At 71.2% G+C, this 20,755-nt stretch carries 20 protein-coding genes; 10 read left to right on the top strand and 10 right to left on the bottom strand.

The features are described from left to right. Positions 1 to 26 precede the first annotated feature (26 nt). On the top strand, positions 27 to 608 hold the full coding sequence (locus tag KZX17_RS01750; protein WP_248171163.1) for a TetR/AcrR family transcriptional regulator: 582 nt from the start codon (positions 27 to 29) through the stop codon (positions 606 to 608). Positions 609 to 824: 216 nt separating this feature from the next. Here KZX17_RS01750 and KZX17_RS01745 read toward each other — a convergent pair whose 3' ends face one another. Then, a complete protein-coding gene (locus KZX17_RS01745; RefSeq protein ID WP_308194532.1) occupies positions 825 to 1,367 on the bottom strand; it encodes a WHG domain-containing protein in 543 nt (180 codons plus the stop codon). 22 nt (positions 1,368 to 1,389) lie between these two features. Beyond that, positions 1,390 to 2,259: an alpha/beta fold hydrolase gene (locus KZX17_RS01740; RefSeq protein ID WP_248177322.1), complete on the bottom strand. Its 870-nt coding sequence runs from the start codon at positions 2,257 to 2,259 to the stop codon at positions 1,390 to 1,392. Positions 2,260 to 2,431: 172 nt separating this feature from the next. Here KZX17_RS01740 and KZX17_RS01735 point away from each other — a divergent pair, with 172 nt between their 5' ends. After that, complete coding sequence (locus KZX17_RS01735) at positions 2,432 to 3,340, top strand: hypothetical protein (RefSeq protein WP_248171168.1); 909 nt, start codon at positions 2,432 to 2,434, stop codon at positions 3,338 to 3,340. Positions 3,341 to 3,347: 7 nt separating this feature from the next. Here KZX17_RS01735 and KZX17_RS01730 read toward each other — a convergent pair whose 3' ends face one another. The 3 genes from KZX17_RS01730 to KZX17_RS01720 form a co-directional block, all read right to left on the bottom strand. Further along, a complete protein-coding gene (locus KZX17_RS01730; RefSeq protein WP_248171171.1) occupies positions 3,348 to 4,100 on the bottom strand; it encodes a GNAT family N-acetyltransferase in 753 nt (250 codons plus the stop codon). 101 nt (positions 4,101 to 4,201) lie between these two features. Then, positions 4,202 to 6,256, bottom strand: a complete 2,055-nt coding sequence (locus tag KZX17_RS01725) for a PhoX family phosphatase (RefSeq protein WP_282443564.1) — start codon at positions 6,254 to 6,256, stop codon at positions 4,202 to 4,204. Positions 6,257 to 6,387: 131 nt separating this feature from the next. Next, positions 6,388 to 6,894, bottom strand: coding sequence for a DUF2087 domain-containing protein (locus KZX17_RS01720; RefSeq protein ID WP_248171177.1), 507 nt, complete (start codon positions 6,892 to 6,894; stop codon positions 6,388 to 6,390). A 110-nt stretch (positions 6,895 to 7,004) separates the two neighbouring features. Between KZX17_RS01720 and KZX17_RS01715 the strand changes: the two genes are divergently transcribed. After that, positions 7,005 to 8,732: a long-chain-fatty-acid--CoA ligase gene (locus KZX17_RS01715; protein ID WP_248171178.1), complete on the top strand. Its 1,728-nt coding sequence runs from the start codon at positions 7,005 to 7,007 to the stop codon at positions 8,730 to 8,732. 78 nt (positions 8,733 to 8,810) lie between these two features. Continuing rightward, positions 8,811 to 9,701 (top strand): aldo/keto reductase, encoded by an 891-nt coding sequence (locus KZX17_RS01710; protein ID WP_248171179.1) that lies wholly within the window; start codon positions 8,811 to 8,813, stop codon positions 9,699 to 9,701. Between the two features lie 73 nt (positions 9,702 to 9,774). Here KZX17_RS01710 and KZX17_RS01705 read toward each other — a convergent pair whose 3' ends face one another. Further along, complete coding sequence (locus KZX17_RS01705) at positions 9,775 to 11,424, bottom strand: ATP-dependent DNA helicase RecQ (protein ID WP_248171181.1); 1,650 nt, start codon at positions 11,422 to 11,424, stop codon at positions 9,775 to 9,777. A gap of 130 nt (positions 11,425 to 11,554) precedes the next feature. On the opposite strand from KZX17_RS01705, the gene KZX17_RS01700 reads away from it, so the two are divergent. Beyond that, a complete protein-coding gene (locus tag KZX17_RS01700) occupies positions 11,555 to 12,127 on the top strand; it encodes a cysteine hydrolase family protein (RefSeq protein WP_248171182.1) in 573 nt (190 codons plus the stop codon). A 44-nt stretch (positions 12,128 to 12,171) separates the two neighbouring features. Next, positions 12,172 to 14,256 carry an alpha/beta fold hydrolase gene (locus KZX17_RS01695; RefSeq protein WP_248171184.1) on the top strand — a complete coding sequence of 695 codons (2,085 nt, stop codon included), beginning with the start codon at positions 12,172 to 12,174 and terminating at the stop codon, positions 14,254 to 14,256. A gap of 135 nt (positions 14,257 to 14,391) precedes the next feature. Here the strand turns inward: KZX17_RS01695 and coaBC are convergent, their stop codons facing one another. Beyond that, complete coding sequence (gene coaBC, locus KZX17_RS01690; RefSeq protein WP_248171187.1) at positions 14,392 to 15,633, bottom strand: bifunctional phosphopantothenoylcysteine decarboxylase/phosphopantothenate--cysteine ligase CoaBC; 1,242 nt, start codon at positions 15,631 to 15,633, stop codon at positions 14,392 to 14,394. 42 nt (positions 15,634 to 15,675) lie between these two features. On the opposite strand from coaBC, the gene KZX17_RS01685 reads away from it, so the two are divergent. Together KZX17_RS01685 and KZX17_RS01680 are read left to right on the top strand one after the other, a co-directional pair. Further along, a complete protein-coding gene (locus tag KZX17_RS01685; protein WP_248171190.1) occupies positions 15,676 to 16,377 on the top strand; it encodes an NRDE family protein in 702 nt (233 codons plus the stop codon). A 33-nt stretch (positions 16,378 to 16,410) separates the two neighbouring features. Then, positions 16,411 to 17,055, top strand: coding sequence for a YdeI family protein (locus KZX17_RS01680; protein WP_248171192.1), 645 nt, complete (start codon positions 16,411 to 16,413; stop codon positions 17,053 to 17,055). Here the strand turns inward: KZX17_RS01680 and KZX17_RS01675 are convergent. Continuing rightward, positions 17,038 to 17,973 (bottom strand): NAD(P)/FAD-dependent oxidoreductase, encoded by a 936-nt coding sequence (locus tag KZX17_RS01675; protein WP_248171194.1) that lies wholly within the window; start codon positions 17,971 to 17,973, stop codon positions 17,038 to 17,040. The genes KZX17_RS01680 and KZX17_RS01675 overlap by 18 nt on opposite strands. Positions 17,974 to 18,040: 67 nt before the next feature. Here KZX17_RS01675 and KZX17_RS01670 point away from each other — a divergent pair, with 67 nt between their 5' ends. Continuing rightward, complete coding sequence (locus KZX17_RS01670) at positions 18,041 to 18,592, top strand: helix-turn-helix domain-containing protein (protein WP_248171195.1); 552 nt, start codon at positions 18,041 to 18,043, stop codon at positions 18,590 to 18,592. A 31-nt stretch (positions 18,593 to 18,623) separates the two neighbouring features. Further along, positions 18,624 to 19,205 carry a hypothetical protein gene (locus KZX17_RS01665; RefSeq protein ID WP_248171198.1) on the top strand — a complete coding sequence of 194 codons (582 nt, stop codon included), beginning with the start codon at positions 18,624 to 18,626 and terminating at the stop codon, positions 19,203 to 19,205. Between the two features lie 3 nt (positions 19,206 to 19,208). Here KZX17_RS01665 and KZX17_RS01660 read toward each other — a convergent pair whose 3' ends face one another. Further along, complete coding sequence (locus KZX17_RS01660) at positions 19,209 to 19,580, bottom strand: VOC family protein (RefSeq protein WP_248171200.1); 372 nt, start codon at positions 19,578 to 19,580, stop codon at positions 19,209 to 19,211. Between the two features lie 95 nt (positions 19,581 to 19,675). Continuing rightward, on the bottom strand, positions 19,676 to 20,557 hold the full coding sequence (locus KZX17_RS01655; protein WP_248171203.1) for an alpha/beta fold hydrolase: 882 nt from the start codon (positions 20,555 to 20,557) through the stop codon (positions 19,676 to 19,678). Positions 20,558 to 20,755 lie beyond the last annotated feature (198 nt).

Genomic DNA, 20,755 nt, shown 5'->3' with positions numbered 1-20,755 from the left:
AGCACGACTTGGACACGGAGCAGACCATGGACACCACGATCGACCGCGATCGGATCGTCACGGCGGCGGATGAACTGTTCTACGGCCGAGGCATCCAATCGGTCGGCATGGATGAGGTCCGAGCGGCGGCGGGCCTGTCGCTCAAGCGGGTGTACGCCGCGTTCTCATCGAAGGAGCAGCTGGTTCTGGCGGTGCTCGAGCGGAGGCGTGGGATCTGGGATGACGGCATCGCCGCGGCGTCCGCAGGGGCGACGACGCCGCGGGAGCGGTTGCTCGCGGTGTATGACTTCCTCGATGCATGGTTCCGCGAAGACGACTTCCGGGGATGCGGCTTCATCAACAGCTTCGGGGAGCTCGGTGCGGTGATGCCGTCGGTGGCTGCGGTCGTCGACGAGCAGAAGTCCTCGTTCCACGGATACCTCGCCGATCTCGTCGACGAACTCGGCGCCCCGCGGCGCCTCGCGTCTCAGCTCGCCCTCCTCGCCGAGGGTGCGCAGACGACGGCGGCGATCTCCCACCGGCCCGAGGTCGCAGCGGATGCGCGGGCTGCGGCCGAGTCGCTCATCGATCTGGCGCTGGTCGACTCGCGATCGCCGACCCGCGCCTGACGGGACAGAGTAAGGGCCGGTCGGAGAGGCATCCGGCCGGCCCTTGTCCCTTGCACCAAGAGTGTCCTGCAATCACATGTCGGTAGCTGCCACAGCAAAACATCTACCGTGCTGACGACTGTATAACGACGAGGTAACGGTGGCAAGGGTTTCTCGTTATGAATTCGTGATGCGCGGGATATGGGTGACTCGACGGGATCCGCGGGGTCGTCGGGCTCAGTGCCGTGCGGGTGTGCGCAGACCGCGGTCGATGAAGTCCACGACCCAGTCCACGCTCTCGTCGACGTCGGTGCGGATCTGGAATCCGCCGGCGGCCTCGAGGGTCGCGAAGCCGTGCAGGATGCTGCGCAGCATCCGCAAGGCGTGAATCGACTCGGCTGGATCGAGGCGGTAGTCGTGCAATACCGCCTCGAGGGAGGTGAGGGTGCGCTGCAGGGCCGCGGCGAGCGCGTCCTCGGGCCCCCGCGGTCGGGCGCCGGTGGTAGCGCCGTAGCGACCCGGGTGCTCCCGCACGTACCGCCGGAATGCGTGCGCCGCCGCGGCCACTGCCTCCCGGCCGGAGACTCCCTGCAGTGCGTCGCGGAGCTCGTCCGCCATGTCGTCGGCGCCGAGCACCGCGATGCGGTGGATGAGGGTGGCGAGGCTGTCGACGTGTTTGTAGAGCGAGGGTGGCTTCACCCCGAGGCGCTCGGCCACGAGGCTCATACTGAGGCGCTCGAGGCCGATCTCGTCGGCGAGGTCGGCGCCGGCCTCGGTCACCGTCCGCGCATCGAGCCCGACCCTAGGCACGTCCACCTGCCGCAACCCTCGCGAGGAAGGGGAGGATCAGGGCGACCACATCGTCGGGGGTCTCGACGTGCGGATAATGCCCCGCCCGCGCGATCACGGCGAGCTCTCCCACGCCGGGGCGGAGGTCGGCCAGGATGCGTCTGCCCTCCGCCTCGGGATCGGCCCAGTCCGGGTCGCTGCCGCCTTGGACGATCAGGACGGGGCACTCCACGTCCCCGAGGCGGGCGCCCGCGTCGGCGGGGCTGGTCTTCGTCATCGCCCGCAGCACGGCCATGCGCTCGGGGTCGCGCAGGCTGGATTCGATGCGCGCACGTTCGCTCGGCCAATCGACGGGCTTGGCCGGGATGGCGAGATCGAGGTACGCCAGCCATCCCGGGAGGCTGCCGGTCAGCATCACCTTTGCGAGTCGGGCGGTGCCCTTGCGGTGCGCGGCGTTGCGGAGCAATCCGCCGACATCGACGGATTGGGCGCGAGTGAACGGTGCGAGCTCGACGACGCCGCGGATGACGTCGGGAGCGGCGGCGGCCGCGATCGTCGCCGCTCCGCCGCTGATCGACTGGCCCACGATCACGGCAGGGCCACCCAGGTGGCGCGCGAGCGCCACGAGATCGTCGGCGATCGCCGTGCGGCTGTAATCGGACCATCCGACGCTCGATTCCCCGCAGCCGCGCAGATCGACGTTGGCGACGCGGTAGCCGGCGTCGACGAGGGCCGGAGCCACGAAGCGGTAGGAGTGGCGGCTGTCGCCCATCCCGTGGGCCAGCAGGACCAGCGGTCCCTCGCCGGCGAGGTCGTAGGCGATGGTCCCCTCGTCGCAGGTGAAGCGCAGCGTCATGGCGATCTCTTTCGGGCTAAGGGTCATAGCTACAAGCTACGGCTATTAGCCGAACAGCGCAAGAGCGTCTTCACAGCAATTCCAAGCTTCCGTGCGCGGGCTCGGCGGCGAAGGGTGTCGCTCACCGATGCGTGCTGGTGCAGCGTCGGGGTGAGCGGGATACTCGGCATAGACCCCAGCGGCGACCGGAGGTGCGAGAGTGACCACGACGCGCGAGACCTCGGATGACGTTCCCCAGAGCCCGTCGGATCTCACCCGCGCGCGGCGCAGGGCGGCCGCCTGGGCCCTGGGCGCCACGACGGCCGTCGCCGTCATCGGCGGAATGGTGCTCTTCTCCTGGATGGTGGACGAGACGCGCTTCGAGCGGCCTGATCCGGACTTCGACGCGCTCGTCGGCGAGATCAGCGGGCTGTCGGGCGTGTCCGACGTGCAATCCGAGCGCTGGGTCGAAGCGCCCACCTTCGCCGGCCCCACGTCGTGGCTCGACCTCACGGTCACGGATGCCGGGCTGCCGGCAGTCATGGACTTCCTCTGCGGAACCGCATACACGGACCCTGTGAGTGTCAATGTCCGGGTGGAGACTCCTGCCGGGACGGCGCTCGTGGTCGAGAACGGCTTCGACGATCCGGTCTTCTCCTCCGGGACGTGTCCGGACTTCGGGGCCGACGCGGGGGCCCTGGTCGGGGAGATCGATCGCCTCGCACCCGGTCTCGTCCTGTATGCGTCGCTCTGGCAGGAGGACGAACTCTCCTTGTCCGCCTTCGAGGCTGCGCCGACCGTCGGCTACGACGACATGCTGCCCCTCGTCACCCAGTCCGAGGCGATGCGCGCCGCCGCCGGCCTCGACCCCTCGGGCACCGTCATCCTCGAGTCGACCTCCCTGAGCGTCCCGGTCATGGCAGCGGACGGCGACGCCTATGCGGCGCTGCTCGCGACGCTCGCTCGCGACCACCGCGTGCGGTCCTTCGCCGTCGTCCCCGACGCCGAGGCGCCGGTCGACGGGATCCAGATCATCGCGCCGCCGCGGACGCACGACGAGGTCGCGCGGATCGTCGCGGCATCCGGGATTCCTGCCGCCGCCCTGCCCGTGCGCTTCCTGCCGCAGTGAGGCGGCGTCAGACCGTTCGTCGCATGACGGTGAAGCGCTCTTCATTGCGCGCGGGATCGAACCCGTGCGCGTCGAAGAGCGAGCGAGGCCCGCAGAACTCGGCGGCGTCGCCGCCGTCCGATCCCGCCCGAGGGTAGCCCTCGATGAAGCGGGCGCCCCGGTCGGCGCCGTCGGCGACGACGCGTCCCAGCAGCGCTGACGAAACCCCGTGACGACGGAACGGCGGCGCGACGACGAAGCACGACACGCCCACGACGCTCGCCGGGTCGGGGCCGTCGGGATCGAGCCCGTCGTACTTCCGGTACGTCGAGCGGAGCGAGGCGTTCACCCACCCCGCCACCCGCCCTGCTGCATAGGCGAGATAGCCGACGGTCGCGCCCGCGCGCAGCCGCTCGATCATGTCGGCGCGCAGGTCGCGCCACGGACGCTCCGGCCCGTCGCCTTCGTGCGGATGCAGGCAGTAGCACGAGCCCCAATCAGGGTTGTCGGGAAAGGCGTCGCGGTCGAAGAAGCGCAGCCAGTCGTCGATGCGCTCTTCGGTCACTGGCTGCACGTCGATCTCGCCGATGGAGGCGAGGCGTTCGACCGGTCCGTCTTCCCGCTCCGACGCATCTCCGAAGTTCCGCGCCCAGAGGCGGATCTCGTCGTCGTCGTACGACACGTCGTGGGTGCTCCGGATGTGGGCGAGCATGCGCTCGACGAGGGCGTCGGCATCCGACCCTTCGACGCGTTCGTCACCCTTGAAGCATTCGATCCACATGGTGCCTCCTCCGTCGGCGGACGAGGTCAGCCTAGGGAGCGGATGGCGGTGCGGCCAGGGGTCTCGCGCCTGGCCGCACCGCCTCTCCTGTCCGACGCGGCTCAGGCCCGGTAGACCTGCACCACCGACGGCCGCGGCGCGTTCGGCACGTCGCCCGGACGAGTCGATCCGTAGTCGGGGAACAGCGACGTGGGCGCCGCGACGGTGCCGTTCTCGCCGGGATGCTGCACCGCGACGAACACCATCTGCTCGCGAGCGCGGATGACCGGTCCACAGGTCTCCGCCTCACGCGGGACGGCGAGGAACTGCTCGACGCGTCCGCGGTCGCGGCCGCGCAACGGCACGCGGAAGAGCCCGTCGTTGAACCCGATCGTGCTCGGAGCGCCGTCCGTCGAGATCCACAGGTTGCCGTCCTCGTCGAACGCGAGGTTGTCGGGGCAGGAGATCGGCGAGACCTTGTCCTTCGGGTAGCCCGCGAAGTAGGTGCTGGGATCCGACGGGTTGCCGCACTGCAGCAGGATGCTCCATCCGAACGACGTGCCCGTCTGGCCGCCGCGCTCGGTGAGCTCGATCACGTGTCCGTACCGATTGCCGGTGCGGGGGTTCGCCTCGTCGACCATCGAGGTCTTCCCGCGATCGGTGTTGTTCGTCAGGGCGACGTAGACCTTGCCCGTTCGGGGGTCCGGCTCGACGTCCTCCGGCCGGTCCATCTTCGTGGCGCCCACCTTGTCGGCGGCGAGCCGTGTGTAGACGAGCACCTCCTCGACGGTCATCCCCGGGACGGCGCTCTTGCCGCCGCGCGTGAGGGCCACCCACTCGCCGGTGCCGTCGAACGCGCCGTCCGAGGGCAGCATGCCGGACCCGTCGATCTGGGAGGCGGGGGAGTCGCCCCGGAAGCGTGCGACGAAGAGGTCGCCCTCGGCGAGCAGGCGCATGTTCTTCTTCCGCGACCCGGTGACCTTGTGCTTCGACACGAACTTGTAGAGGTAGTCGTTGCGCTCGTCATCGCCCATGTACGCGACGACCCGGCGGTCGCGCGCGACGATGACGTTCGCGCCCTCGTGCTTGAAGCGTCCCATCGCGGTGTGCTTGACGGGGGTGGAGGTCGGGTCGTCGGGGTCGATCTCGACGATGTAGCCGAAGCGGTTCGGCTCGTTCACGTACCCGGGGTCGTGGGCGTTGAATCGGGGGTCGTACTGCTCCCACCCGGTCGAGGTCGTCCGCGACGCCGTCGCCTGGTAGCGCTTCTGCCCGGAGGTGTCGGTCGCCCAGGCGAAGTAGCCGTTGAAGTTCTCCTCGCCCGAGAGGATCGTCCCCCAGGGCGTCGTTCCGCCGGCGCAGTTGCCGAGGGTGCCGTGCACCCACCGTCCCTCGCGGTCGGCGGCCGTCTTCACGAGGTCGGACCCCGCGGCGGGACCGGTGAGCTCGAAGACCGTCTCGACCGTGATGCGCCGGTTGCGCTTGCCGTCGACCACGTATCGCCACGGCGTGCCTCGTCGACGCCGCGTGATCTCGACGACGGACAGCCCCTGCGCGGCCTTGTAGACGTCACCGCGACGCCGCAGCTCGGCGGCATCCGTGGTCGGCGCGAACATGATGTTCGGGTTCACGTACTCGTGGTTGTTGACCAGCACGCCCGTCTTGCCACCCCGGTCGGCGAGGATGTCGAGGTAGTCGCTGTTGTAGCCGAACTGCCGGGCCTGTGCGGCCGGGCTCTGCGCATCGAGCGAGAAGGCCGGAGCGTCGGAGAACAGCGGGTCGCCCCAGCGGATGATCGGCGACCAGGTGTATCCCTTCGGCACGGTGAACGCATCGACGGATGCCGCGACCGGCGCGATCGGCTGGAAGGGCAGGCTGCCGCCGCCCCACCCGCGGGTCGCGTCGACGAGGCCACCGGTTGCGGCCGAAGCGGGGGCCGGGTTCAGCACGCCGAACGCATCGGTCGCGACCACGATGGCGCCGGCAGCGGCTGCGCCGAGCAGCGCGCGTCGCGAGAGGGCGTGCTCGGCGATGCTGCGGAACGTGGGGTTGTCCGAGGCGTTGCATTCGGGGCTCATGCACGCGTTCGCGCACTTGAACTGGCAGGTCACCGCCGAGCGCTTGCCGACGGCATGCGCTGCGAGCGGGAGTGTGGTGCGGGTGGTGGGGGGTTCCAGAGTCGTCACCGTGTTTCCTCTCCTGTGAGATCCGTTCCAGGATCCGTCGAGGCTCGCCCGCCGGGGTGAATCGAGGGTGAACAGCCGATGACCGTCGGGGTGAATGGCCTCGCGCGTCGCGTCTCCGCGTCCTACGACTGAGGGGCGTCCTCGACGAGCGCGTATTCGGTGCCCGAGCGGGTGCGCTCGACGAACTCGTGGTCGACGAGGTAACGGCGGAGGACGGCGACGTCATCGCTGACGCGCTCGAGACGTTCGTTGATCTCGGGCTCGGTGACAACCTCGCCCGGCGCGAGGGTCCGCCGCGCGATGATCCCGAGCAGCTCGTGCCGCTCGCTGTGCTGCGACGGGTATGCCAGCAGGCGTCCGTCGGCCGAGAGGAAGCGGAGGGCGCCCGTGGGCTTCGCGCGAGTTGATGCCGCGGTGAGCACGCGCGCGAAGACTGCGGCATCCGGTCGCAGGTCGTCGCCCGTCACGAGACCGGCGTCGAGGAGCGCGGCGCGGATGTGCCGCCGACGTGAGGGTGCGAGGTCGGCGAGCGCGTCGTCCGCCGACGAGCCCAGCACGAGACGCGCGTACACCTCCCGGACACGGTCGTTCGCCAAAGCCGCCACGACCGGTCGCCACTGCTCGCTCATCGCTCAGCCCCTTCGTCGTCCGGCTCTTCCCGCCCGCGTCAACCCGTCCGGGCACTCAGCCGCCGCATGACATCCTCGTCCTACTCTGGCCGAGTCCCGAAGGAGTCACCATGCCCGCGAACCCGAACGCGTCCGACGACGACCAGGCCGCCCGGCTCGCCGCTCGACCGTGGCTCACCGCCTATGCCGACGGCGTCCCCCACGACATCGACCCCGTCGACGAGACGCTCGTGGACCTGCTCGATCACGCCGTCGCGCGGTACGGCAAGAACGTCGCGACCGAGTTCTTCGGGGCCGAGACGACCTACGCCGACCTCGGCGAACAGGTCTCCCGCGCGGCCAACGCGCTCCGCAGGCTCGGGGTCGAGAAGGGCGACCGCGTCGCCCTCGTGCTGCCGAACTGCCCGCAGCACATCGTGGCGTTCTATGCGGCGCTGCGACTGGGCGCGATCGTCGTGGAGCACAACCCCACGTACACGGCACGTGAGCTGCGCCACCAGTTCGAGGTGCACGAGGCGGTCGTCGCGATCGTCTGGGACAAGGTCGCCGACATCGTCGCCGAGTTCCCGAGCGACGTCGCGCCGTCGGCGATCATCGCGGTCGACATGACCGACGCGCTCCCGTTCGCCAAGCGCGCGGCGCTGCGCCTGCCGGTGCCTGCCGTGCGCGAGCGCCGCGAGGCGATGACGTCCAAGCCCACCGCCCGCGGGGTGATCCGCTGGTCGCAGTTCGTGAAGACGCGACCGCTGCGGGCGAAGCATCCCGCCCCCGGGCTCGACGACATCGCGCTCCTGCAGTTGACGAGCGGGACGACGGGGATGCCGAAGGCCGCCGTCCTCTCGCACCGAAACCTCCGTTCGAACGCGGCGCAGGGGCGCGCGTGGGTGCCCGGGCTCCGCGAGGGCGAAGAGGTCTTCTACGCCGTCCTGCCGATGTTCCATGCCTACGGGCTGACTCTGTGCCTCACCTTCGCCGTGTCGATCGGGGCGCGGATCGTGCTGTTCCCCAAGTTCGATGTCGACCTCGTCGTCGGCGCGCTCAAGAAGTCGCCGCCGACCTTCCTCCCCGGCGTGCCTCCGATCTACGACGCGCTGTCGCGGGCGAGCACCCGGAAGGACGTCGACCTGTCCAGCATCCGCTTCGCCATCTCGGGCGCGATGAGCCTGCCGGTGCCGACCGTGACCCGCTGGGAGGAGGCGACCGGCGGGCTGCTCGTCGAGGGGTACGGCATGACCGAGACCTCACCGGTCGCGCTCGGCAACCCCATCGGTCCGACACGTCGCCCCGGAACCGTCGGCGTCCCGTTCCCGAGCACCGAGATCCGGGTCGTCGACCCCGACGACCCGATGACCGACCGGGCCTTCGGCGAGCCCGGTGAACTGCTCGTGCGCGGGCCGCAGGTGTTCCAGGGCTACTGGCGTCGCCCCGAGGAGACGGCGTCGGTGCTGCTCGAGGACGGCTGGCTCCGAACCGGCGACATCGTCACCGTCTCGGAGGACGGCTTCGTGACGGTCGTCGATCGGGTGAAGGAACTCATCATCACGGGCGGCTTCAACGTGAGCCCGAGCGAGGTCGAGCAGGTGCTCGCGCTGCACCCCGACGTCGATGCGGTCGCCGTCGTCGGTGTCGCGCGGCCGACCGGCGGCGAGGACGTCGTCGCTGCGGTCGTCTCGAAGCCCGGCGCGGTGTTCGACGCATCCGGCCTCAAGGACTTCGCGCGGTCGCACCTCGCGTCGTACAAGGTGCCTCGCCGCGTGGTGCAGGTCGACGACCTGCCGCGGTCGCAGATCGGCAAGGTGCTGCGCCGTCAGGTGCGGGAGCAGCTGACCAAGCGCTGAGCTGTCAAGGCCTGCCCGGCCCGCCTGTTGAAGGTGGCAGGGTGGATGCCGGAACCCCCACCCCGTCGAAGGAGACCCATGCAGCAGCGCACCCTCGGACCGTTCACCGTCTCGGCCATCGGCCTCGGGGCGATGCCGGTCTCGATGAACAGTGACAACCGCTTCCCCTCGCACGACGAGGCCGTCGCGACGGTGCGCGCGGCGCTCGACGCGGGTGTCACGCTGATCGACACCGCCGACATCTACGCGCCGAGCTGGGACCTCATGGGCCACAACGAGCGGATCGTCGCGGACGCGCTCGCCGGCTGGGACGGCGACCGGTCGACCATCGTCGTCGCGACCAAGGGCGGCATCACCCGGGGTGAGGAGAAGGACTTCGGCCGGGACGGCTCGCTCGACTACCTGCGCACCGCCGTCCAGAAGTCGCTCGAGAACCTGCAGGTCGACGTCATCGACCTGTACCAGTACCACCGTCCCGACCGCTGGATGGTCTACGGCGACATCATCCAGAACCTGAAGACGCTGCAGGACGAGGGCCTCGTCCGCACGATCGGCATCTCGAACGCGAGCGTCGAGGAGATCGCGATCGCCCGTGAGGTGCTCGGCGAGGGAGGGCTCACGAGCGTCCAGAACGAGTTCTCGCCGCGGCATCCCGGCAGCTACGACGAACTGCAGTACTGCGTGAAGCACGGGATCGCGTTCCTGCCGTGGAGTCCGCTCGGCGGCACCGGCGGCGGCGCACGCGCGGTCGGCGAACGCTTCGCGGCGTTCGCGGAGATCGGGCAGGCGCACGGCGTCAGCCCGCAGCAGGTCGTCCTCGCCTGGGAGCTCTCGCTCGGCGAGACGGTCATCCCCATCCCCGGCGCCCGGCGGGCGGAGTCCATCACCGACTCGGCGAAGGCCGCCGACCTCGAGCTGTCCTCCGACGAGCTCGCCCGCTGCTCGGCTGCCGTCGGCCTCGAGGTCTGAGCGGCCGCTTCCCCCGTCGCGACACGCCGCGTGCGGCGGCACGTCGTGACAGGGGAACGGCGGGGCCGATCCCTCACCCGGCCTTGAGCAGCTCCTCGCGCTCGACGATCTCGAGCGACAGCACCTTGTAACCCTCGCTCTCGAAGAACACGCGCATGCGGTCGTCGTCGATCGAGACGACCGTGCCGGCGCCCCATTCACGGTGCGAGACCTTCTCGTCGATCCCGAACGGGGTGGATGCCGCGTCACGCCTCACGGCGGTCGCGGCGCCGCTCTCGCAGGTGTCGCAGTTGCCGCACGGTTCGTCGAGATCCTGTCCGAAGTAGCCGAGCAGCACCTGCCGGCGGCAGCGGCGCGTCTCGGCGTACTCCCGCATCGTCTCGATGCGAGATCGCTCGATGCGCTCGCGCTCCTCGACGCGTTCCAGCGCCGCCTTCACCGCGGCGCGCTCGTCGAGGCCGCGTCGCAGCGAGACGCCGGACTTCGACGCCCGTGCGGAGCCGGTGTCGACCAGCAGCGTGAGCAATCCGGTGACGCGCCGCGGAGAGAGCCCCGTCTCCTTCGCGAGCGCGGACTTCAGCCGCGCGCGCGTCGACATCGCCGACATCAGGGTGCGGAGCTCACCGGCATCCGGGTTCTTCGTCGCGAAGTACCGCCGCAGGGCGAGGTCCTCGGCGCGGTAGTGCAGGGTGCCGTGGGCGTCCTCTCCATCGCGGCCGGCGCGGCCGAGCTCCTGGAAGTAGGCGTCGATCGACTCGGGGACGTCGGCGTGGATGACGAACCGCACGTTCTCCTTGTCGATGCCCATGCCGAACGCGCTCGTCGCGACGACGACGTCGAGCTCGTCGCAGAGGAACTGCCGGTGCACCTCCGCCCGCTCCTTCGCCGGCAGGCCCGCGTGGTACGCGCGAGCGCGGCGGCCGCGCTCGATGAGGTCGTCGGCGTACTGCTCCGCCGAGCGTCGCGTCGACGTGTAGAGCAGGCCGGGCACGGGCAGCGAGGCGACCTCGTCGACCACCGCGGCGCGCTTCTCGCGATCGTCGCCGTGGCGGCGCACGCCGAGTCGGATCGACGGTCGGTCGACGTCGCCGATGTGCACCGACAGGTCCTGCAGGCCGAGGCGGGTCGCGATCTCCTCGCGGACGGGAGTGGATGCCGTCGCGGTCAGCGCGAGGATGGGCGGCCGTCCGAGCCGCTCGGCCACCTCGCCGAGTCCCAGGTAGTCCGGTCGGAAGTCGTGCCCCCACGAGGCGATGCAGTGCGCCTCGTCGACCGCCAAGAGCGCGACGTCGAGTTTCGCGAGCTCGGCGACGACCTCGTCGTTCGCGAGCTGCTCGGGCGCGAGGAGCACGTAGGTCGCCTCGCCCTCGCGCAGGCGACGCCACGCCTCGTCGCGGGCCTTCTCGCCTCGACCGGAGTTCAGGGCGACGGCCTTCGGCGCGTCGGGGGCGTGCTCGAGGCCGGCGAGCTGGTCCTCCTGCAGGGCGATCAGCGGCGAGACGACGACGGTGACACCGGGGCGCAGCGCCGCGGCCACCTGGTAGACCGCCGACTTGCCCGAACCGGTCGCCCACACCACCAGGACGTCACGCCCGCCGGCTGCCGCCTCGATGGCATCGAGCTGCGCCGGTCGCAGGTGCTCGAGGCCGAATCGCTCGGCTGCGACGCGCTCGACCTCGGCGCGATCTGGGGCGGACGATGCAGGGGTGGAGCGGCGCGGCATCCCCCTACGGTCGCCGACGGACCTGCATCCGCGGACACCCTTGACACCGCGTCGGCTGAGGCGCAGGCATGGCAGGATCCCGCCGCATCCTGACCGTCGTCGCGGCTGACCTCGTGCCAGGCTCGGACTCGTGCAGATCCCGCCGCGAGACCTCACGCTCGACCGCGCCGCGCTCATCGTCGTCGACGTGCAGCGTGGGTTCGACGACGCTGCGCACTGGGGCGTGCGCGACAACCCCGACTGCGAGGCGAACGTCGCCTCGCTCATCGGTCGGTGGCGTGACCGCCGCTGGCCGATCGTGTTCGTCCGGCACGACTCGACGTCGCCCGACTCGCCCCTGCGCCCGGGGCAGCGGGGGAACGACATGAAGGGCGCGGTCACCGGCACGCCGGATCTGCTCGTCACCAAGCACGTGAACTCGTCGTTCCACGGTTCGCCCGATCTGGACGCGTGGCTGCGAGCGAACAGCACCTCGCAGATCGTGATCACCGGCATCTCGACGAACCACTGCTGCGAGACGACGGCTCGCGTCGGCGGCAACCTCGGCTACGACGTGTACTTCGCCCTCGATGCGACGCACACCTTCGACCGCACCGCACCCGACGGCACCGTCATCCCGGCCGCGACCCTCGCCGCCGTCACCGCGGCGAACCTCGACGGCGAGTTCGCCACCGTCGTCTCGACCCGCGACCTGCTGCGCTGAACCGCCCCTGTCGCCGGGACGGGGTGCGCGGTTAGCGTGGACGGATGCCGCAGACCCCCTTCGCCTCGCTCGAGGACGCCATCGCCCTGCCCCGCATCGACGCCGTCGCCCTCTCACCCGACGGCACCCGCGCGGTGCTCACGGTCGCGACGCTGAACGCGGAGAGGACCGGGTACGACCGTGCGCTGTGGGAGGTGCCGGCGACCGGCGGCGGCACGCCGCGGCGCCTCACCCGCTCCGCGAAGGGCGAGCAGGGCGCCGCGTTCACGGCGGACGGGGATGTGCTGTTCGTGAGCGCCCGACCCGATGCCGAAGGCGACGGCGATGACGAGGCGGCGCAGCTGTGGCTGCTGCCCGCCGCGGGTGGCGACGCGCGGGCGATCACCCGCTTCGCCGGCGGTGTGTCGGCCGTCGCTGCCACGGCGGCAGCGGCATCCGTCGCTGTCCTCGCAGCCGACCTGCTGCCCTCGGCGGATTCTCTCGAGGCAGACGCGAAGCTGCGCGCCGAGCGGAAGAAGCGGGGGCTCTCCGCGATCCTGCACACGACCTACCCGATTCGGTACTGGGACCACGATCTCGGCCCGGCCGAGCCGCACCTGCTCTCGCTCGAGCTCGGCGACCTCTCCGACTCGGTCCGGTCCTTCGCCGCGTCGGACACCGCGGAGGACGAACCGGATGCCACGACCCCCTACCCGGCGTCGCTCCCGCGCCCCCGCGACCTGACACCCGCCCCCGGCCGCACGGCCGACACCGCCGGCGCGGCGCTCACACCCGACGGACGCACGCTCATCGCCGCGATGCGGTTCCCGCAGGGCCGTGCGGAACGCTTCGCCATCGTGTCGATCGACGTCGCATCGGGGGAGCGGGCGACGCTCTTCGAGGAGCGTTCGACCTATTTCGAGTCGCCCGTCATCAGCCACGACGGCACGGCGATCGCCTACGTCCGCGCCGCGTTCTCGGACCCCAGCGGCCCCGCCGACCAAGAGCTGTGGATCGCCGGTATCGACGGATCGTCGCCGCGCCTCCTCGCCGAGGGCTGGGACCGCTGGCCCACGAGCATCGCGTTCGCGCACGACGACGCCGCGCTGATCGTCACCGCCGATCAGGACGGCCGCGGCCCGATCTTCCGCGTCCCGCTCGACGGCGGCGCGCCGCACCAGCTGACGACCGACGACCACACCTACTCGAACGTGTCGGTCGACCGTGCGACCGGCGCGCTCGTCGCGCTCCGCTCGTCATGGATGGCGCCGCCGCATCCCGTCCGGATCGATCCCGACGGCACCGTCACCGCGCTCGCGACGCCGGCCCCGCTGCCGACGCCGGCGGGCACGATGACCGAGGTCGAGACGACGGCCGAGGACGGCGCCCGGGTGCGCGGCTGGCTGCTGTTGCCGGAGGGGGCGGATGCGGCATCCTCCGCCCCTCTGCTGCTGTGGATCCACGGCGGACCGCTGAACAGCTGGAACGCGTGGAGCTGGCGGTGGAACCCGCAGCTCGCCCTCGCCCGCGGCTACGCCGTGCTGCTGCCCGACCCGGCGCTCTCGACCGGGTACGGACTCGAGTTCATCGCGCGCGGCTGGAACAGCTGGGGCGGCAAGCCCTACACCGACCTCATGTCGATCACCGACGAGGTCGTCGCGCGCGCGGACATCGACGAGACGAAGACCGCGGCGATGGGCGGCTCGTTCGGCGGCTACATGGCGAACTGGGTCGCCGGGCACACCGACCGCTTCCGTGCGATCGTCACCCACGCGAGTCTGTGGGCCCTCGACCAGTTCGCCGGCACGACCGACAGCTCGTCGTACTGGCAGGAGATCTTCACGCCCGAGGCGATGGTGGAGAACTCACCGCACCGGTCCGTGAAGGACATCTCCACGCCGCTGCTCGTCATCCACGGCGACCGCGACTACCGGGTGCCGATCGGCGAGAGCCTGCGCCTGTGGTCCGAGCTGAACGAGCACTTCGGCGAGGACGACGGCACGACCGTGCACCGGTTCCTGTACTTTCCCGACGAGAACCACTGGGTGCTGAAGCCCCAGCACGCGGTCGTCTGGTACGAGACGGTCTTCGGCTTCCTCGGCGAGCACGTGCACGGCGAGCCAGCGCCGAAGGTCGCCGGGCTCGGCTGACGCGGGGGCGCCGCGGCGTATCGGGTCCCCGGAGCAGCGTTGGCGTCGGTTCCGGGGACGCGAACGGTCGCTCAGGCGGTCAGCACACGGCATCCCACGTCCCCGGAGCAGCCCCGGGAAGGGGTCCTCCGTGCGTCAGCGCAGGCGCAGCACGGCGTCCCACAGGGCGTCGGCCACGGCGCGCTTGGATCCCGACGCCTCCGCGACGACCTCGTCGGTCCCGTCGATGAACAGCGCCGCGTTCTCGGTGGCCTCGAAGCCTCGCTGCCAGCCGACACGGTTGACGGTCAGCAGGTCGACGCCCTTCCGTGCCCGCTTGCGGACACCGCGTTCGCGGAGTTCGTCGTCGGTGTCGGCCGTCTCGGCGGCGAAGCCCACGATCGTCTGCCCGGGCCGGCGGCGCTCGACCAGGCCCACGAGGATGTCGGGGTTCTCGACGAGGTCGAGGGTGACGGTGCCGTCCTCCTTGCGGATCTTGACGTCCGAGACCTCGGGCACCGAGAAGTCCGCGACGGCGGCTGCCATGACGACGACGTCCGCCTCGGATGTCGCAGCCCGGACGGCCGTGTCGAGCTCCGCCGCCGTCCCGGCGCGCTCGATCGTGATGCCGGGATGCCGCTCCGCATCGCCGAGCACGCCGTCGTCGACGTGCGCCGCGACGAGGTGCACCCGTGCGCCGCGGTCGGCCGCCGCGACCGCCACGGCGACGCCCTGTCGTCCGCTCGAGCGGTTGCCGAGGTAGCGCACCGGATCGATCGGCTCGCGCGTGCCACCCGCCGACACGACGGCGCGGAGGCCGTCGAGGTCGCGGAGGTCATCGCGGTCGTGGGGGGCACCGGCATCCGTCGTCTGCTCGTCGACGGCCGCGAGGGCGGCCGCGACGATCTCGTCGGGCTCGACCATGCGGCCGGGGCCGCTGTCGCCGCCCGTAAGGGGACCGTTCGCCGGGCCCACGACGTGCACGCCGCGCTCGCGGAGGGTCGCGATGTTCGCCTGCGTCGCGGCGTGGTCCCACATGGCCGTGTGCATGGCGGGCGCGACGACGACGGGCGCTGTCGTCGCCAGCAGGGTGACTCCCAGGAGGTTGTCGGAGATGCCGGCGGCCATCTTCGCGAGGGTGTTCGCCGTGGCGGGGGCGACGATGACGAGGTCGGCCTTCGTGCCGAGCGCGACGTGGCGGACCTCGGCGACGTCGTCGTGCACGCTCGTCGTGACAGGATGGCGGCTGATCGCCTCCCAGGTGGCGGTCCCGACGAAGCGCAGGGCGTCGTCCGTGGGAACAACGTGCACCTCGTGCCCGTTGGTCACCAGCGCACGGATCACCTGCACCGTCTTGTACGCGGCGATGCCGCCAGAGACGCCCACGACGACGAACATGGTCCGATCCTCCCACGGGGTCGGACGCGAAAGGCCCGAACGATGTGCACCGTGATCGTCCACGTGCCCGAGGATCCCGCCGCGGCGATCCGCCTGCTCGCCGTCCGCGACGAGGACCCCGCACGGGCGTGGGATCCGCTCGGCGCGTGGTGGCCGGACCGGCCGTCGCTCGTGGGCGTCCGCGACACCCGTGCGGGTGGCGCGTGGCTCGCCGCCGACCCCGAGGCGGGCCGGCTGGCCGTCGTCCTCAACCGCGCCGACCTGATCGACGACTCGCTCGCGACCGGATCGCGGGGGCACATCGTCCTCGACGCAGCGGCCGGCGAAGGCCTGCCGGAGGCACCCCCGACGCATGGGTTCAACCTCCTCGACGTCACGGCGGGGCGCGCCCGCGTGTCGATGTGGGACGGCGCCGCGGTGCGCGCCGTCGACCTCGCGCCGGGCGTCCACATGATCGCCCACGACGACGTCGACGACCCTCGCACGGCGCGGATCGTGGCGTGGCACGACGCCTTCGCCGCCCCCACGGGCGACGACTGGGTGACCGAGTGGCTCGCCGCCCTCGAGCGCACCACGGCGCTGCCGCCCACGGACGACCGCGCCATCATCCGCGACAACCGTCCGCACGGCTACCCGACGCTGTCGCTGCTCGTGTGCGCCGCGTCGGTCTCGGCCTCCGGCGCGGACGTGGTCTACGGCGAACTCGACGAGCCCGGAGCCTGGAACACCCTGCAGCTGCGCTGAGCAGTGTCGGATGCCGGTGGTAGCTTCGCCCGCATGGCGGCTGCGGCATCCGATCCCGAACCGATCTTCTTCGCGTCCGCGACCGAGTTCGGCGACTGGCTCGAGGCGAACCACGCCGCGGCGACCGAGGTGTGGACGGTGTTCTACCGCAAGGGCGACCCGCGACAGGGGCTGACGTGGGTGGATGCCGTGCCCGAGGCGCTCCGCTTCGGCTGGATCGACTCGGCGAACCGTGCGATCGGCGACGGGGCGCGCATGCAGCGGTGGACGCCCCGCAAGCCCCGGTCGATCTGGAGCGTCGTCAACATCACCCACGTCGAGCGCCTGATCGCCGAGGGGCGGATGCATCCTGCCGGCCTGGCCGCCTACGAGGCGCGCACGCCGGAGCGGACGGCGGTGTACTCCCACGAGCAGCGCAACGAGCTGACCGCCGAGCAGGCGGCATCCCTCGCCGCGAACCCGGCGGCGCAGGCGTTCTGGGATGCCGCAACCCCCTCCTATCGCCGTACCGTGGCGAACTGGGTGCAGACGGCCAACCGCGAGCAGACCCGGGTCGACCGGCTCGCGACGCTGATCGAGGACTCGGCGGCGGGCAGGCTCGTGCCGTTCCAGCGGTACGGCGATCCGCCGGCATGGCTCGCCCGCGCGGCCGCCGCTGCCTCAGCCGCGCGCGAGTGACGCGAGCGCGCGCTCGGCGTCGTCCATCACGAGTGCCGCGTTGAGACCGGCACCGGCCATCGAGCCCTGACCCATCGCCAGCGGGACGTTGCCGAACGGAGCGACGACGTTCCCCGCGGCGAAGACCCGAGGGTGGCTCGTGGCGCCGCGCATGTCGACACGCAGCCCCTCGCCGGGCTGATCCGAGACGGCGAGGTCGAGGCCTGCGGCGATGTCGAGCTGCAGGTGCGGGGTCGGCGCGGTGAAGAGCGCGTCGATCGGGTGCTCGGCGCCGTCCGCCGTCACCGCCGCGATCAGCCGGTCGTCGTCGGTGCGGAGTGCCGTGACGGGCGAGTCGACGATGCGGATGCCGCGGGCTCGCATGCGCTCGGTGACCGCCCCGTCGAGCGGGCCGGCAGCCGCTGTGAAGGCCGTGACGTCGTCGCTCCACTGCCGGATGAGCTCCATCTGGTGGAGGCTTGCGGGCGAGGTGGCGAGCACGCCCAAACGCTGCCCCCCGACCTCGAAGCCGTGGCAGTAGGGGCAGTGCAGCACGCTTCGCCCCCACTGCTCGCGGAGCCCGGGGATGTCGGGCAGGTCGTCGACGACGCCGGTGGTGAGGACGATGCCGCGTGCCGCGACGGTGCCCCCGTCGTAGCGCACGGCGATCGTGTCGTCCGCGTCGTCGAGGCGCTGTACGACGCCGTCGATCACCTCGACACCGTAGGACTCCGCCTCGGCGCGGCCGAGCGCGAGGAGCTCGGCGGGTGGGCGGCCGTCGTGCCCGAGGACGCCGTGCATGTGCGCTGCGAAGCGGTTGCGAGGGGCTCCGGCGTCGATCACGAGCGTGCGGCGGCCGGCGCGGCCGAGCATCTGGGCTGCGCTGAGGCCCGCGGTGCCGCCGCCCACGATGACCGCGTCGTACAGGGTGTCTGTCATGCCTCCACGGTGCGCCGCCGGATACCCTTTCTGCAACGTTCTTTGCCGAAGTGGCAAACTGGTCGGCATGACGACGGATCTGCAACGGGTCGGACCGCGGCTCCGCGCTGCGAGACAGCAGCGCGGCTGGACGCTCGCCGACCTGGCGGGCCGGGCGGGGATGTCGGTCAGCACGTTGTCGCGCCTCGAGGCCGGGCGGCGCCAGGCATCCCTCGAACTGCTCGTCCCGCTCGTGTCGGTGCTCGACATGCGCCTCGACGACCTCGTGCGCGGCGAGCCGGTGGACCCGCGGGTGCGCAGGGCGACGAGGCGTCGGGACGGGATGGTGATCGCACCCCTGACGCTCGAGCACTCGCCCGTGCAGACGTTCAAGGTGACCCTTCCCGCGACGGCCGCGGCGCCGCCGCCGAAGGTGCACGACGGCGTCGAGTGGTTTTACGTGCTGAGCGGCGTGGTGCGGCTGGTGCTTGACGGCGAGGAGCACCTGATCCGGGCGGGTGAGGCGGCGGAGTTCGACACCCGCCTGCCGCACAGCATCAGCGCGACCGCGGACGGCGCGGCCGAGGCGGTGAGCATCTTCAGCGCGGCCGGGGAGCGCATCCACATGCACGGGGCGTGACGATGTCGGCGGCCGGTTCTACGGTGTGGGCATGAGAACCGACGAGCTGTTTCTCCAGGCGGATGCGGCGTTGCGCTCCGTCATCGATCGCATCGACCCGGCCGATCTGTCCAAGCCGGCGCCGAAGGAGTGGACGTCGACGCCCGACCCCACCTTCCGCGACATCCTCTTCGCGCACGCCTACGACGAGGCGTGGGTGCCGGGCGTCCTCGCCGGGAGGTCGATCGCCGACGGCGACGAGTTCCGACATGCCGATCTGCTCGGCGACGACCCGATCGCGGCGTACGACCGTCTGAACGACGCCGCGACGGCCGCGGTGCGCGAAGGCGTCGAGCCGGGGACGGTGTTCCGGTTCCAGTACGGCGACTACTCCGCCGAGGAAGGGTTCGCCCACCTGGCGACGTATCGGGCGTTCCAGGCGTGGCTGATCGCGAAGCATCTCGGCATCCCGTTCCACCTCTCGCCCGAGATCATCGCCGGGCTGAGCGAGCACGTCGTCCCGCACGCGGACGAGTGGCGGCAGTGGGGTGTCTTCCCACCCGCGATCGAGCCGCCCGCGGACGCGGACGACGAGACGCGGCTGCTGTGCGCGGTCGGGTACTGGGAGCCCTGAGCCTCAGCGCTCGTGCACCGCGAGGACGTTGCCGGCGGGGTCGCGGAACCACGCGATCGTCGGACCGTTACCTCGCATGATTCCCTTCGAGTCCGTGGGGAAGTCATCGTAGATGGCGGTCTCGACGCCCTTCGCGTTGAGGTCGTCGACCGCCGCCTCGACGTCGTCGACCGGGAAGTTCAAGATCGTGAAGCTCGCCGGTTCGTGGTGCTCCTTGCCGTAGACGAGGATCGTCGCGCCTGAGTCGAGACGCAGCTGCAGGAACCCGTTGTCGAGCGTGTCGACCTCCACGCCGAGCGTGTCGGCGTAGAACGCCTTCGCTGCGTCGAGGTCGTCGACCGCGAAGCCGCTGTAGGCGCCGTCGATTTGGAACATGGCGGTCTCCTTCGTCCGGTGTATGCGACCAGGGTTCCGCTGCGGAGGGCGGTTGTCCAGGGTCGAGGCGCCGGCTCCTCGGTGCGGGATCGCGGCTATCGAGTCCGGAGGGGTCGGACGTACTGGTCGACGGCCGCGACCTCGGCGATGGCCTGCACGACTTCCGGCCACATCGACGCCGGCGGGATCTGGTGTCCCACGCCATCGAGCGTGAGCAGCGGTGCGCGGAGGTACTCCGCCAGCGCCTCACCGTGCGCCACGGGGAACAGCGGATCCGCCGTTCCGTGGATGATCAGCGCACGAACGCCCCGCAGCGCGTCCATCGACAAGGCAGGCGACGCCTCGGCGATCACGAAATGATTCGATCCGCTCGCCATCGACGGCGTACGGTCCCAGACCACGCCTGCAAGCCTGCGCACCTCGGCCTCGTCGAACATCCCTGGCCCGGCATACGGCCGCTCCGACTCGACGACCCCGTCGACGACCGCGCCGCGGTCCGACCAATCCGGGTCGGCCGGCGGATGCGCGAAGGTGGTCGCCAGCGCGTCCGCCGGCCCCGGCAGGTCGACGCCGATGTCCCCGCCGGCGGTCGTCGACATCAGCACGAGACCCGCCACCCGAGACGGATGCCACCCCGCGACCTCCTGCGCGATCCCGCCACCGGCCGACAACCCGACCACCGTCGCCGACCCGACCTGGAACGCGTCCAACACCGCGACGACATCCGCCGCCATGTCCTCCGCGTCGTACTCCGGCGTTCCGGGCGGGCTCAGCGTCGACCCGCCCGTGTCCCGCGGATCGAACCGGATCACCCGGAGCCCGGCGTCGACCAACGCCCGGCAGAACCCCTCGGGCCACCAATCCCGCGACCAGGTCGCGCCGCCCAGCAGCACCACCGCGGGACCATGGGCGCCGAGCGACTGCGCGGCCACGACCCCGCCCCGGACATCGACCGTCGCGTCGTTCCACGCCGACATGCGGCCACCCTCGCACCGCGACAGCCGCCGCGCAACGGCCCCCGCGCGGAGATCCGCACGACAGCGGACGCTGCGCGCGGCATCCGTCCGCGCGAACGCAGATCTCCGCGCGAACGCACATCTCCGCTCGAACGACGGCACGCTCGAACGACGGCCGATCGAACGACGGCTCGCTTGAACGTCAGTCAGCACGAACGA

Origin of the sequence: Microbacterium sp. EYE_78 (genome assembly GCF_023149035.1) — a bacterium.
Classification (GTDB): domain Bacteria; phylum Actinomycetota; class Actinomycetes; order Actinomycetales; family Microbacteriaceae; genus Microbacterium.
This window is presented reverse-complemented; position numbering and strand designations above follow the sequence as displayed.

Coding starts and splice junctions, on each gene's coding strand:
- KZX17_RS01710 (WP_248171179.1), top strand. CDS start 8,811: ATGCAGCAGCGCACCCTCGGACCGTTCACCGTCTCGGCCATCGGCCTC.
- KZX17_RS01750 (WP_248171163.1), top strand. CDS start 27: ATGGACACCACGATCGACCGCGATCGGATCGTCACGGCGGCGGATGAA.
- KZX17_RS01675 (WP_248171194.1), bottom strand. CDS start 17,973: ATGACAGACACCCTGTACGACGCGGTCATCGTGGGCGGCGGCACCGCG.
- KZX17_RS01660 (WP_248171200.1), bottom strand. CDS start 19,580: ATGTTCCAAATCGACGGCGCCTACAGCGGCTTCGCGGTCGACGACCTC.
- KZX17_RS01730 (WP_248171171.1), bottom strand. CDS start 4,100: ATGTGGATCGAATGCTTCAAGGGTGACGAACGCGTCGAAGGGTCGGAT.
- KZX17_RS01655 (WP_248171203.1), bottom strand. CDS start 20,557: ATGTCGGCGTGGAACGACGCGACGGTCGATGTCCGGGGCGGGGTCGTG.
- coaBC (WP_248171187.1), bottom strand. CDS start 15,633: ATGTTCGTCGTCGTGGGCGTCTCTGGCGGCATCGCCGCGTACAAGACG.
- KZX17_RS01695 (WP_248171184.1), top strand. CDS start 12,172: ATGCCGCAGACCCCCTTCGCCTCGCTCGAGGACGCCATCGCCCTGCCC.
- KZX17_RS01740 (WP_248177322.1), bottom strand. CDS start 2,259: ATGACCCTTAGCCCGAAAGAGATCGCCATGACGCTGCGCTTCACCTGC.
- KZX17_RS01670 (WP_248171195.1), top strand. CDS start 18,041: ATGACGACGGATCTGCAACGGGTCGGACCGCGGCTCCGCGCTGCGAGA.
- KZX17_RS01715 (WP_248171178.1), top strand. CDS start 7,005: ATGCCCGCGAACCCGAACGCGTCCGACGACGACCAGGCCGCCCGGCTC.
- KZX17_RS01665 (WP_248171198.1), top strand. CDS start 18,624: ATGAGAACCGACGAGCTGTTTCTCCAGGCGGATGCGGCGTTGCGCTCC.
- KZX17_RS01705 (WP_248171181.1), bottom strand. CDS start 11,424: ATGCCGCGCCGCTCCACCCCTGCATCGTCCGCCCCAGATCGCGCCGAG.
- KZX17_RS01720 (WP_248171177.1), bottom strand. CDS start 6,894: ATGAGCGAGCAGTGGCGACCGGTCGTGGCGGCTTTGGCGAACGACCGT.
- KZX17_RS01685 (WP_248171190.1), top strand. CDS start 15,676: ATGTGCACCGTGATCGTCCACGTGCCCGAGGATCCCGCCGCGGCGATC.
- KZX17_RS01680 (WP_248171192.1), top strand. CDS start 16,411: ATGGCGGCTGCGGCATCCGATCCCGAACCGATCTTCTTCGCGTCCGCG.